The 12,221-nt window shown below is 31.2% G+C and carries 14 protein-coding genes; 5 read left to right on the plus strand and 9 right to left on the minus strand.

Going from position 1 to position 12,221, the window contains the following annotated elements; genetic code table 11:
* The first annotated feature begins 153 nt into the window (after nt 1-153).
* From ABEB18_RS17095 to ABEB18_RS17110, 4 genes are all read left to right on the plus strand, one after another.
* Complete coding sequence (locus ABEB18_RS17095) at nt 154-1,233, plus strand: helix-turn-helix domain-containing protein (RefSeq protein WP_348800564.1); 1,080 nt, start codon at nt 154-156, stop codon at nt 1,231-1,233.
* Nucleotides 1,234-1,375: 142 nt separating this feature from the next.
* Nucleotides 1,376-1,663 (plus strand): DUF6922 domain-containing protein, encoded by a 288-nt coding sequence (locus tag ABEB18_RS17100; RefSeq protein WP_438861458.1) that lies wholly within the window; start codon nt 1,376-1,378, stop codon nt 1,661-1,663.
* Nucleotides 1,664-1,956: 293 nt separating this feature from the next.
* Complete coding sequence (locus tag ABEB18_RS17105) at nt 1,957-3,441, plus strand: Fic family protein (RefSeq protein ID WP_348800566.1); 1,485 nt, start codon at nt 1,957-1,959, stop codon at nt 3,439-3,441.
* Between the two features lie 248 nt (nt 3,442-3,689).
* Complete coding sequence (locus ABEB18_RS17110) at nt 3,690-3,884, plus strand: hypothetical protein (protein ID WP_348800567.1); 195 nt, start codon at nt 3,690-3,692, stop codon at nt 3,882-3,884.
* A 621-nt stretch (nt 3,885-4,505) separates the two neighbouring features.
* On the opposite strand, the gene ABEB18_RS17115 is transcribed toward ABEB18_RS17110, so the two are convergent.
* From ABEB18_RS17115 to ABEB18_RS17130, 4 genes are all read right to left on the minus strand, one after another.
* Nucleotides 4,506-4,736, minus strand: a complete 231-nt coding sequence (locus ABEB18_RS17115; protein WP_348800568.1) for a hypothetical protein — start codon at nt 4,734-4,736, stop codon at nt 4,506-4,508.
* A complete protein-coding gene (locus ABEB18_RS17120; RefSeq protein WP_348800569.1) occupies nt 4,726-4,989 on the minus strand; it encodes a hypothetical protein in 264 nt (87 codons plus the stop codon). The genes ABEB18_RS17115 and ABEB18_RS17120 overlap by 11 nt, the downstream gene beginning before the upstream one ends.
* Nucleotides 4,990-5,001: 12 nt before the next feature.
* Entirely contained in the window at nt 5,002-5,454 is a 453-nt protein-coding gene (locus ABEB18_RS17125; protein ID WP_348800570.1) for a DUF5675 family protein, read from the minus strand.
* Nucleotides 5,455-5,522: 68 nt separating this feature from the next.
* The gene (locus ABEB18_RS17130; protein ID WP_348800571.1) at nt 5,523-6,326 is read right to left on the minus strand and encodes a hypothetical protein; all 804 of its coding nucleotides are present in this window, start codon (nt 6,324-6,326) and stop codon (nt 5,523-5,525) included.
* A 97-nt stretch (nt 6,327-6,423) separates the two neighbouring features.
* On the opposite strand from ABEB18_RS17130, the gene ABEB18_RS17135 reads away from it, so the two are divergent.
* The gene (locus ABEB18_RS17135) at nt 6,424-6,915 is read left to right on the plus strand and encodes a thermonuclease family protein (protein WP_348800572.1); all 492 of its coding nucleotides are present in this window, start codon (nt 6,424-6,426) and stop codon (nt 6,913-6,915) included.
* A gap of 110 nt (nt 6,916-7,025) precedes the next feature.
* On the opposite strand, the gene ABEB18_RS17140 is transcribed toward ABEB18_RS17135, so the two are convergent.
* The 5 genes from ABEB18_RS17140 to ABEB18_RS17160 all read right to left on the minus strand — a co-directional run bounded on the left by ABEB18_RS17140 (nt 7,026) and on the right by ABEB18_RS17160 (nt 11,927).
* The gene (locus tag ABEB18_RS17140) at nt 7,026-7,484 is read right to left on the minus strand and encodes a hypothetical protein (RefSeq protein WP_348800574.1); all 459 of its coding nucleotides are present in this window, start codon (nt 7,482-7,484) and stop codon (nt 7,026-7,028) included.
* A 168-nt stretch (nt 7,485-7,652) separates the two neighbouring features.
* Nucleotides 7,653-8,294: an RloB family protein gene (locus tag ABEB18_RS17145; protein WP_348800575.1), complete on the minus strand. Its 642-nt coding sequence runs from the start codon at nt 8,292-8,294 to the stop codon at nt 7,653-7,655.
* A complete protein-coding gene (locus tag ABEB18_RS17150) occupies nt 8,291-9,589 on the minus strand; it encodes an AAA family ATPase (RefSeq protein WP_348800576.1) in 1,299 nt (432 codons plus the stop codon). Before ABEB18_RS17150 ends, ABEB18_RS17145 begins: the two co-directional genes overlap by 4 nt.
* 304 nt (nt 9,590-9,893) lie before the next feature.
* Nucleotides 9,894-10,664 (minus strand): hypothetical protein, encoded by a 771-nt coding sequence (locus ABEB18_RS17155; RefSeq protein WP_348800577.1) that lies wholly within the window; start codon nt 10,662-10,664, stop codon nt 9,894-9,896.
* A 246-nt stretch (nt 10,665-10,910) separates the two neighbouring features.
* On the minus strand, nt 10,911-11,927 hold the full coding sequence (locus ABEB18_RS17160) for a putative phage abortive infection protein (protein WP_348800578.1): 1,017 nt from the start codon (nt 11,925-11,927) through the stop codon (nt 10,911-10,913).
* Nucleotides 11,928-12,221: the final 294 nt, after the last annotated feature.

Here is a 12,221-nt window from a genome sequence, read left to right on the forward strand (position 1 = left end):
ATAGATTAATATGTATTTATGTCATAATGTCTTATTTTTTAATGTTATAAAACAAATATTGCATGACAATTAGTTCTTTTATTGCGTTAAATTGGCATATTATATGCATTATGTAACTTATTATTGTAACTTTGCACTTTAATTTTTATAAAAATGGAATCAAAATCACTATTTGCAGAAAGATTTAAGTCTGCTCGTATGATGAATGGTTTTTCATTGCAAGACGTTGCAGATGCACTTGATGGTTTATTGTCTCGTCAGGCTTTACATCGCTATGAGAAGGGAGAAGTAATTCCAGATAAGGAAAAGGTCGATTTAATAAGTAAAGCTTTAAGATTATCGCCTGATTTTTTTTATAGAGGTACTAAAGTTGAACTTGGAGTAATTGAGTACCGTATTAATGCGAAAATTTCTCAAAAGGACGAAGCTATAATTAATGAAACGACTAAAGAATATCTATCAAGGTATTTAGAGTTAGAAGAGATTTTAAGCATTGACACTGTTTTTGAAAATCCAATAAAAAACTTCAGCTGTGTTACTAATTATGAACATGTAAATCAAGCTGCAAATGAAGTTCGTAAGGCATGGTGTCTTGGAAATGGTGCTATATTTAATGTTGTAGAGTTACTAGAAGATCATAAAATCAAAGTTGTAAAGCTAGATGTTTCAGATGATTTTGAAGGTCTACAAACAGAAGTAATGTATAACGACAATATTAAAGTTCCTGTTGTAGCCTATAATATAAATAAGACTAATAAACCAGATAGGATTCGTCTAACTCTTTTACACGAATTAGCTCATTTGCTTTTAAAATTTGGAGATATAACACATACTCAAAAAGAAAGACTATGTTTTCAGTTTGCTGGTGCAATGTTATTACCTGAATCTACGATAAAGGCTGAGCTTGGAGAGCATAGAAATAAACTATCCATGAATGAATTAGGGAATATCAAAAAACAGTACGGCATTTCCATGCAAGCTATTACAATGCGAGCAAAAGATACTGGTATTATCAATGAATATTACACTAAACAGTTTTTCTTTTTATTTAAGCAAATGAATTGGAAAATTGACGAGCCTTTTGATTATTTTGGGTTAGAAGAAAGTAATCGTTTTGAGCAGATACTTTTCAGAGCTTTAATCGAAAACCAAATTGATACAAAAAAAGCTGCTTCTTTAATGAATATGTCTGAAATAGATTTCAAGAAAAAGTATCAAGCTTTGTTTTTATAATATTATAAGCCCTAGTTCGAGCATCTATTCGACCTTTTTAATGCTTTAACTTAACCCAATGAAGCACATTTTCATAACAGTAAATTGTAAACTATTTTTTTATTAACTGCTATAAATGCAACAAATTAACTAATTTTGCATTGTGAGTAAATCAGTAAACATAGCAACAATTTTTCCCAAACACTTATTTTGGGATATGGATTATAATAAACTGAGTCTCTCAAGAGACAAGGATATAATTATTCCAAGGGCTTTGTATGCAACAACTCCTGATACTTTTGAAGAGGATATAAAAAAATTAGAAAATTTATATTCTTCCAAAACAATTGTAAAATACCTAAAACAAACTACCGAAAACATTAGTAACAAAGTATGTTTGTTAGTTGCCAAACGCTATAATGTAGAACCATTTGTTCGTTTCTCTTTATAATGTATGCAAGCAGTTTCTCCAGCAATTTGCAAAATCATTTCGCAATTACAAAACATTGCATCACTCTCTGAATTTCCTTTTGTTATAGCTTTAAAAAACAACTGACTCCAATTACTGGAAAATTTTTGCGTAAAATAGATATTTACTGGAAAATAAGACTTGGTTTTCTAGTAAAAGTTATTTTTAGTGGAAATTCAAATCAATTACCAATTTATTTATAATGGAAAATTTTTGCGTAAAATTACTTTTTAATGGAAAATAGTAGCTAATTTTGAGTTTCAAAAGCAATTATAATGGAAAACAACATCCCAATTCACCTTCAAGAAATCATTTTTGCAACAAGTGATCGTGCTTTAAACAGGCAATTAGGTAAACTAGAAGAGGAAGGACAAATAAAAAAAATTGCACCCCGTATTTATACTTCAAATTTTAACGAATCGGAGGAAACAATTATTCGTAGAAATATCTTTACTATTTTAGGAAAATTGTACCCAGGAGCAGTATTGAGTCATCGTTCTGCTTTAGAATTCAAACCGACAACGGCAAATCAAATATTTGTAACTTATACCTATACCAAGAAAATTGAGTTGCCAGGAATTACCATCCGTTTTATGGAAGGAATGCCTGCGATAGAAGGAGACAATCCCTTTTCGGGAGAATTATTTGTGTCGCAACAAGAAAGAGCATTGTTGGAAAATCTACAGTCTTCACGTCAAGTGGGACCAACTTCTAAAACCATTACCTTACCCGAAATTGAAACCAAATTAGAACAAATTGTTCAAGTTAAGGGAGAAGAAGGATTAAATCAATTGCGAGACAAAGCCAGAGAAATTGCAGAAAAACTAAATATGCAATCCGAGTTTGAAAAACTAAACAAACTAATAAGTGCTTTGCTAACGACCAAACCATCCAAAATACTCACATCACCTTTAGCTGTAGCGAGGGCTTTGGGTAATCCGTATGATAAACATCGTTTAGAACTGTTCGAAAAGTTGTTTGTAGAATTACAGCAACAACCATACAAAGACAGACAAGATGTAAATAAGAAAAACATTGCTTTTAGAAACTTTGCTTTCTTTGAATCCTATTTTTCGAATTATATTGAAGGAACTATTTTCGAAATCGAAGAAGCCAAAAGCATCATTCAAAACGAAATGCCAATTCCAAACCGTGACGAAGATTCACACGACATTTTAGGTACTTACAAATTAGTGAGTAATCTAAAAGAAATGAGCACAACACCATCAAATCCAGAGGAATTACTCCATATATTACAATACCGTCATCAAATACTTTTAGGCGCCAGAACCTCAAAAAAACCTGGTCAATTTAAGGATAAAAACAATCGTGCAGGAGAAACACATTTTGTAGACCATACTTTAGTAAGAGGTACTTTAATAAAAGCATTCGACTATTATCAAGCATTGCAAGAACCTTTTGCAAAAGCATCTTATATTATGTTTATAATAAGTGAAATACATCCATTTTTAGATGGTAATGGAAGAATAGCAAGAGTAATGATGAATGCTGAATTAGTGAAAGCAAACCAAACTCGGATCATAATTCCAACGGTATACCGCGATGATTATTTAGGAGCATTAAGAAGATTAACAAGAAATGATGATCCAAAAGTGTATATCCGAATGTTGCAAAGAGCTCAAGAATTTAGTGCAACATTAATAGCAAACAATATGGATGAATTAGAAAATCATCTAACCTTTAGCAATGCTTTCAAAGAACATGATGAAGCTAAATTGAAAATAATTGCTATACCATAACAACGATTAAAAAAGACAATTTAAAAAAGATAATTTACATTCAATTACGAATAAGACATAAAAATAGGAACGTCCCGCAGAAAAAGCGGGACTGACTTTTTAGTCCCACCCGGCCAACGCTCTGCCAACGCTCCTGTGTTTTTGGGCTTCTGCCAACGCTCTAACAGCACATTGCAGCTTGCTCCGTAAACTCCACAACTACAATAAGCTGTTCCCAACGCTCGAAAGCCCAAAACCACCCCAAAGCTATGTTACATAATAAGCCATTATGGTTCATGCCCGTGAACACCACTGGGCACGAAACCATAAGCTCATTATGTAAAATAGCCGCCACAGCCAACGCGCCCACCCAAAGCGGTAGTATTTACATTGTTTTTTGGAGATGCCATACCGTTTCCAAAACACCTTCAATTCATAATTCAAAATTCATCATTCATAATTAAATTCAGGCATCCCCAAAAATCAAATTAGCCCACAAGAGTATTGTTTTTATTTGGAACAGGTGTAGTGCAAGAATTGCTTTTAAGCTGTCTTGATGCATCCGTTTTTCATAACGGTAGTAGTACTACAACAAAATCCCCATTTCAACAGAAGCAACCCAGCATCAAGCCAACAATAAAAAGCAATTCAGAAAACCCCGAAACCCAAATAAAAACAATACCCTTGTATCGCTACTGCCACCGCACTCGGCAAGTACAGTTGGGGGCATCTTCCATTCCCCCAAACCCCCTTGGATGCAATTTTTTTTGAACGAATGCCACAACCCCCGATTTCCAAAACCAAATCCCCGAAAAGCATTCGCCCAAAAAAAACAGCACTAATTTTTTCCCCCACCCGAATGATCTTTCCCAAAATTGATGATTGGCGCTTCCTTGCCGTCCCTCCCCGATAAAAAAACTTCCCCTTTGATTCATAAATGAAAGCTATATAAGTCCAACATAAGTGCCATGTGTACCGTCCACCTAAATAAAATGATATAAAGCAAAGCATTTGCTTGTAGAAACAAAAAAAGCCCCAAAAATTGGAGCTTTTAACGTTGGTATGTCTTAAAAATTTAGGTTTCTCTATTCGTTTTCTTCTGTTTTTACAGCGGTTTGAGAAATAACGGAAATAATACTACCTCCTAAAACCAAATATCCAGCAGCTGAAACCAAACCGACAGGCAAAGCAACTGGAGCAGCAATGATGGTTCCACCAACAGACGCCAAAGCAATTCCGACTGTGCGAAGTATTTTAAACCATTTTGGAGTAGGGGCAACCACTCGTTCTACTATATTCAAATTTTTATTTTTCATAATCTTGATTTTTTAAAATTGTTAATTCAACGATTGAAATTCTTTTTTCTAAATATTCTACTTTTTGGTTGAGTAAATCGTTACCACTTTTAAATTCGGTTTTGATGATTAAAGCCATAGTTTTGACTTCAATCAAATCTTTTTCCATGCTCTTAAAATCACCGTGTAATTGTTTGATAAAATAAGCTACGACCGAGAGTAAAAGTGTAATGAGTGTTCCAAAAAGTACTGTAATGTTGTTGATGTTTTCCATTTTTTGGAGGGCTTAAAATTGAAAATTATTTTCAATGATGATTTTATTGTTTGCTTCTTTTGCAACGGCAACTAATTTTGGATAAATCATTTTGTAAGCTGCAATGCTTTGAGAAACTTGGTAATCGCCGTCTTTAAACTGAAATCCAAAACCACAAAGCGGACAACCAGAAGTGTCTTTAATGGTGTTTCCGATATGGATATAAACAAAGCTAAAATTTGGCAAACCATTAATCTCAATCATTCCTTCGTGTAGTTTCCCAAAAACTCTTTTATAATCTGCATTTTTAGCGCCAATGGTATTAATTTTTAAACTAAAAACACCTTTTGGAATGGCAGTTTGAGAAGGAATTTTTACCTCTCTGATTTTATCTTCTAATAAGTAACATTGAAAAATTCCGTTGAGGTACAATTGACTTAATGTGCTTTCTTTTCCCTGGGCAACTCTTATTATTTTGGTTTCCATTTTGTTAGTTGATTTTTAATTAAATGAAGAATCCCTCCGTTTTGGTGAGGGATTCTGATTTTTGTTTTTTAAAAAACGTCTATAATTTTCAAACAGTTTCCGCTTTGAAATAAATAAAAATTAGGTCCTACTTGTTGGTAAAACTCAATTCCAACACATTGTAAAACAGAAACGTTTGCAGTGGGAACAGCTGCACCTGGTAATGTTGCCGAAATTGTTGTTGCCGGAACTGGTTCATACAAATCTAAAAAGTTACTGTATTGAATGTTACTGATCTCGTTCAAATCCGCATCCATAGGGTCATAACTGTTTGTGGTAGCGATATATTCAAAATCACTCACAACAGATAGGGAAGTAAGCAAACGGAAATGGGTAGCTCCTGATGGAGCACTAATTAAATTGGCTGGATTGAAAGCTTCAACGACTAATTCACCACTTTCTCTACCAGCTGAATGAGATAAAGTAAAGGGAGCGTTGAAAATACCATTAAAAGAATTGTTTTTGTTGAATTCAAAACCTTTCAAATAATTACGTTGGGTACTAATTTCAATTTTTCGGTACCCTCTGGCTTCAGTTTGATCTTCCAAATTGATTTTTTTCATAATCGAAGTTAATCTTCCGGTCACTTGACTGTCAGCCATTTGTTTCATAATTTGAGACAAACCTATTCGAACTGATTTTCCTGCTTTGGCACAAGCTCCAAACTCGTTCATGTTTTCACGAGTTCTTTCAAACTCTGGAGCGGTATGCACCTGGTCACCAGTTGGTCCACCAACCATTCCGGCATAGAAGCCTTCTTGACCTTTAATTTTAAAATGTCGAATCTCTCCAAGAGTTCCAACATACTTGATAACACCTTTTTGTCTTGCCATTGTGTCTAATTTTTAAGAGTTAATATTTAATTGCAATTGCTTCAACAAATTTGAAATATTATATTTGAAAATCAACAACTTAAAAACCTGTAAATCAATGCAATACAAGGCAAAAGCACCGTATTTGGTGGAAACCCATTGGCAAATAGAAGAAGTCTTAGATGGCGATAGCATAATCATTTGCAATCCTTTCACTCAATTGAAAAAAGAAATTCGTCTTTATGGTTTGGATGCACCCGAAGTAAAACTAAATAGGAAGATGAAAGAGGACGAAGAAAAAAGTCATTTACCAGCCGAATTACTGCTCAAATTTGGTTTGCAGTCTTTGGAGTTTGTTTTGTCGGTTGCTCCTCCTAAAACGACTGTAACGATAATTACAGAGCAAGAAAACTACTTTGATTATTGGAATAGGCAATTAGGATATGTGATTTTGCCTAATGGAGACTGTTTGAATGAATTACTTTTGATCAATGGTTTTGCCAAAGCAACCCACCAGTACTATTGTGGAATGCTGGCTGAATACCAAAAAATAAACCGCCAAGCACAGCTTGACGGAGTGGGTATTTATAGCCTTGTAAAAAGATTCTGATTTGTTGTACTTATGTTGTACTTGTTGTGTTTTAAATTTCTTGAATACCAATAAAATAAGGGGTTCACAGGCGCAATGAGACTAAACGGCTGTTAGCTGTTGTTATTTTATTAATAATTTATCTTCCAATTATTTTTTTCAAGTTCGTTATACGATAGGATATATTTTTTATTATATAGTTTCATTTTATGAAGTTGTTTCCAACCATACTTTTTCACGCTATCTTTTTCAATAATGAATATTCTAGTTTTTTCATCATTGCAACCATCTATATAACCTTTAAAATAAGTTGCTGGTTTCCAATTTATAATTGAGTTTGGAGATATTTCTTCTGAAAAAAATAAACCTGTTATATCTATAGTTCCATTTATTTCTTCTCCTTTTTCTAAACGCTCATTTAATAAAAACTTTTCGTAGTCAAAAATTTCATCATTACTTGATAATGTTATATATATTGAATTGCTGGATTTATTACTTATTATCAATTCTTTATTGTCTACACGACGAAAACAACAACATAGAATAAATGTTGACAATATAAAAACTATAAAATTCCTAAAATTTCTCATATACGTCATTTTGTGAGATAATAACAGCTAACGTTCTCGCGCTACACGCAGGCTGGGATTAAGAAAGCCTAAACTTTCGGTTAAAAACTAATTTTTTAAATACAAAACCATCTTCAAATTAAGCCAATTGCCCAGCTTGCTTGTAGCGTGTGTTGGCGGTTCGGCTTTTTATGTAAAGTACTTTTTTAGTTCGTCTGAATGAAAAAATAATTCCATTTCACACATTGCATTGGTTGGGGCTTGATTTTGGAAATTTCCAAGAGCAAGTGAATTTTGTAAAGCTACTTTTAAGTTTGGTTTTAACTTTAAATAAATATCGTCATTTTGTTTTGTGAAGAATTTTTGTGTTTTTTCATAATTCTTCAAGTGTTTTTTAAGTTGAGTTTCTGCACCTAAGCAATTGTTGAAATATTTAGATGTTTTTTCAAAATGAAGTAGAAACCAAAATTCAAGACATGGATTGTTTACAATTACTATAACATTTTCAAAGTTGTTTACAAGGTCTGCTCGATATTCTTCAAATATTTTTAGAGGAGATTTTTTTCCTTTAGGTGCTTCATTGGTTTCTTTTACAATAGTGTCAAGGTCAATAATCCAAAAAACCTTTGTAAATTCTTTGCTTGATAATTGACAGACTAATTTATATTGTTCTTCTATACTTTTTTTGTTTGGAATTTCGGGTTTTATACTAACACGAATATCCCTTTCATTTCGCTTTAACATTTGCAAATACCAAATTTCAGTATCTCCGTCTACTACGACAGCTAAAGCTGGATTTGTCTTGTGTTGAATTTGTTTCGACTTTCTCATAGGTTTAAATCAATGAAAGTGTCGCCCAAATTAGGTGTTCCACTTAATTTACCGCTTTTATATGCATTCAAAATATTTGTTGTGTTGCGAACAACAGAACTGTCAAAATCAATCAATGAATAAAGTTCAGTAGAACAACTTTCTTGTTTGTCAGTGAACCATACCGCATCATTTCTAAAAATGTCTTTATTGTCTAAAATCTCTCGATTGTGTGTAGTTGCAATGATTTGTGAAGTTTTTGAATTTATTAGAAAAGAAAGAAGAAAATGTAAATATAAATCAGGATGTAAAGAAGCTTCTAACTCATCAATTGGAAATGCTGTTGAGTTCTTGATTAATAGAGCTAGTAAACCAGCAAAACCATAATAGCGTCTCGTTCCTTGTGATTCAAATTCTAGAGGTAAAGTATATTTTATACTGTTTACAGTATGTTCAAATTCAATGTTTACGGCTTTTAATTTTCCTTTTTCTTCTAACTCTTTAATTTTCTCGCTTGGTGCCTTAATTTGTTTTTTCAAAAACTCAATAAAATCATCAGGGATTTCTTTTTCTTCCTCTTGAATAATTATATCAGAGATATTAAAGTCGGCTTTCTTTAAGATAGTAACTACGTCTGATTTTGAAATTTCATTATTATCTATTCTTGAAGTTACAAAACCCTCTAATTCTGTTCTTGTATAAACAAGAGGACTAAGATAATTTTCAAACCAATCAATAACTTCTTGTAATTCCTTGAGGTCAATATTTGTTTTTAGATATCCACCTAAAACGGTATTATTCCACAAAGTATTGGCTTGAAGTGTTTTTTCGAAAACTTTGTCTGCAGAAATTTTACTACCAAAAGTTATTTCTGTAAACTGATTTGTCAAATTAGTTTTTCTTTTGAAAACGTTGGCTTTATTTGGGTTGTAAAAATATAATTCTTCAGTAACTATGGCTTTTTTGAAAAACTCTATTTCATAAAAGTATTTAATGTTATTTTGAAAAAACTCTATTGAAATAATTGAATTTTGTTTGGGAGTATCTGGGTCAAATAAAAAAGGATTAAAATCTAATTCGTTTGTTTTTTTACGCTCAGGTTCAAGAACAACATCTCTTAAAAAATCAAGAGCTTTTAGTATTGTTGTTTTACCAGAAGCATTAGCCCCATAAATTAAGGCAAGTTTTAAAATTCTTTGCTCTCCAAATTTTACGACGTAAGTATCTTCAAGATGTGTGGATTTGTCAGCTTCAAAAGATAGTGTCTGCTTGTCTTTTATTGAACCGAAATTCTGTATACTAAAATTGATAATCATCTTTTTATTTATTAAGTTGTAAATTGTTTACAAAAATACAAACAAAAATCTATAAATATTATTTTTTAGTGTTTAAAAATGTAAACAATTGGAAGGTTTTGGGTGTTTTTTTGTTTTGATTGTGATTTCTTTAGACTATCGTTAGTAGTGCCTGTCGTAAGCTGACCGCCAACGTTCTGGCGCTACACGAGGTTTGGGATTAAAGATGCGAGGTTTTTCGGTTAAACACAAATTTCCCAAGTACAAAACCATTTTTAAATTAAGCCAAATGCCCAAATCTCGTGTAACGCCTGTTGTGCGATGTTTATTTGTAGTAATCGTATTCATATTTATATTCATTTAAGCCAGATAATGAATATATATTCTCAACGTACTTTTTGATTAAATCATTTTCTAAATATTCAAAAACTTCATAATTTCCATTTATTTCTTTACCATTTTCTATGTCAAATAATTCTCTTTTGATTAATCTGTTTTTTGAATCGTAATAGTAATTGTTTCCACTTTGACTATTAGTTTCATTATAAATAATTTTTGTTAGTCTATTATTTGTATAAGTTGAATTTGAAGAAAATCTTAATTTTTCATTGCTATAAGATTCTGTTTTAATTTCATTTTTGTTCTCATCAAAAAATGAAATATTTTTTCTGTTTTTTAGAAAATCTCCGTTTATTAACGAAATTATTTCGCTTCCATTATTTCGCTTTTCAAATATTGTAGTTTGAGATATTTTGTTGTCAGAATACATTATTTCTTTATTCTTAAAATCCGAATCATCATAAAAAAATTGAAATATTAAATTACCTTTTTCATCTTTAATATTCGAAAGGTTTTGATTTTTATCATATTCATATATCCATATTGTTGGTTCTTTAAACGAGGAATGTGTAGATGTTTTTTTTATTAATTTTCCATTGTCATTGTAATCGTTAGTTTCAGATGTTTTTAAAAATACAGCAGAAGCAAAATTGTCCATTGATTTAAATAAAACATTACCTTTTAAATCATATTTAGATAAAGAAACTAGATTGTCTTTGATGTCAAAAATCCTTACTTCTTTTACTTTATTTTTCACAATAATACTATCAGCATTATTTTGAGAAAATGAGTTGAAAGTGATAAAAATTAAAATTAATACGTTGATTTTCATTGGTTTTTTGGTTAAATATCGCACAACGTTCCCGCGCTATAAGCAGTTTGGGATTAAGGGAGCCAAATCTTCGGATAAACACAAATTTATCTGATATAAGACCAACTTTAAATTAAACCAATTGCCCAAATTGCTTGTAGCGTGTGTTGGCAGATAGTGCTTTTATTTATTTTACTCTTCAGTTTCATATTTTACTTTTGGATAATAATTTTTATATCTAATTCCAAAAAAATGATAACCAGGTAAATTTTTGATTAAATTATATTTTGTAATTATTTTACAGTTCTCAATGGTTTCACCTTTTTTTAATAATTCAACTTCTGGTTTCAATTCCCATTTCATTCCTAAACTTGAAATACTATTTATGAATAGCAATGCTTGTTCATAAGTTGACAATTGTGCTCTTAAAGTTTTAGCATAAAAATATTTTTCTTTTTCTGTTAAATCTTCATTGTAGTTTAAATATTTGTATGTCTGAAATAAATGTCTAAAATAGTGACCAAGCCGATGTTGATGTCCACCATAATATTTTTTATATTTTTTTGTGTAAACTAATTTCTGTGATTTTTCAGTTAAATTATTTGTAGAATTGTGTCTTCTGTAATTGTAGAATTCAAGATTAGTTTGTTTAAAATCTTTAAAGCTCAAGTTCATTAATTCATCCCATTTTGCCCATCTTTTAATATTCTCTTTTTTTGGTTTGAGTTTCATATACCTCAAAAGTTGATAAAAATATAAAGCATTATACTTTCTTTTAAACTTATCTCTTAAGATAATTTCTCCTTCTTCGCTAAGACCATAAAAAACAATATTATAAGCAATATCTACTAAAGCTAATTCTAAAATATTAATTTTTAAATTGTTCTGGCTGATTACATTGAGTAAAGCATTTTTTTCTTTTCTCAAAAGATAATCATCTATGTTTTTTGAATTGGAAAATTTTTTAACTTCTCTATAGCATTCTAAAAATTCTTTAAATATAATTCTGAATACTTTTCTATGTTCTGCTTTCTCCAAACTGTTTACTTCAAATTTGGTGTAATTCATTTGGTTTACATTCTCTCTCTGTAAATTTATCATTTCAAAAAAAGTAGCTTCAAAAGCTTCTCTTTTGTTTTGCTTTGTTTGCTCATTGAAAGAAAGAAAGATTAAAATTGTTCCAGCAAGAGCAAAAACAGTTCCTACCACACCTCCCATAAAATCACCGAACTGACCTGTAGTTGTAAAATCTATTGTACCTCCCCAAATACAAAATCCATCCATTTTGGTTTTAATACAGAAGTAAATTGAAATGATTGCTCCAATTATCATTAAACCCCAAGCAAATTTTAAAATTTTACTATTCAATTTTTATTTTCTTTAATTTTTAGGTTAGTTGTTTCCGTCACACATCAGCATTTCTGCCAACGGTCTTGCGCTTGGCGAGGTTGCGAAGTTCGTAACCGATTATTTTCTGCTAAAGATAAAATTTCTTGCGAGATA

Origin of the sequence: Flavobacterium adhaerens, assembly GCF_040045115.1 — a bacterium.
GTDB lineage: Bacteria > Bacteroidota > Bacteroidia > Flavobacteriales > Flavobacteriaceae > Flavobacterium > Flavobacterium adhaerens.

Bases quoted from the DNA above. Each gene is read 5' to 3' on its own strand.
- ABEB18_RS17115 (WP_348800568.1), bottom strand. From the start codon at position 4,736: ATGAAAAATAAAAATTTGAATATAGTAGAACGAGTGGTTGCCCCTACT.
- ABEB18_RS17135 (WP_348800572.1), top strand. From the start codon at position 6,424: ATGCAATACAAGGCAAAAGCACCGTATTTGGTGGAAACCCATTGGCAA.
- ABEB18_RS17120 (WP_348800569.1), bottom strand. From the start codon at position 4,989: ATGGAAAACATCAACAACATTACAGTACTTTTTGGAACACTCATTACA.
- ABEB18_RS17095 (WP_348800564.1), top strand. From the start codon at position 154: ATGGAATCAAAATCACTATTTGCAGAAAGATTTAAGTCTGCTCGTATG.
- ABEB18_RS17105 (WP_348800566.1), top strand. From the start codon at position 1,957: ATGGAAAACAACATCCCAATTCACCTTCAAGAAATCATTTTTGCAACA.
- ABEB18_RS17125 (WP_348800570.1), bottom strand. From the start codon at position 5,454: ATGGAAACCAAAATAATAAGAGTTGCCCAGGGAAAAGAAAGCACATTA.
- ABEB18_RS17110 (WP_348800567.1), top strand. From the start codon at position 3,690: ATGTTACATAATAAGCCATTATGGTTCATGCCCGTGAACACCACTGGG.
- ABEB18_RS17150 (WP_348800576.1), bottom strand. From the start codon at position 9,589: ATGATTATCAATTTTAGTATACAGAATTTCGGTTCAATAAAAGACAAG.
- ABEB18_RS17145 (WP_348800575.1), bottom strand. From the start codon at position 8,294: ATGAGAAAGTCGAAACAAATTCAACACAAGACAAATCCAGCTTTAGCT.
- ABEB18_RS17130 (WP_348800571.1), bottom strand. From the start codon at position 6,326: ATGGCAAGACAAAAAGGTGTTATCAAGTATGTTGGAACTCTTGGAGAG.
- ABEB18_RS17140 (WP_348800574.1), bottom strand. From the start codon at position 7,484: ATGAGAAATTTTAGGAATTTTATAGTTTTTATATTGTCAACATTTATT.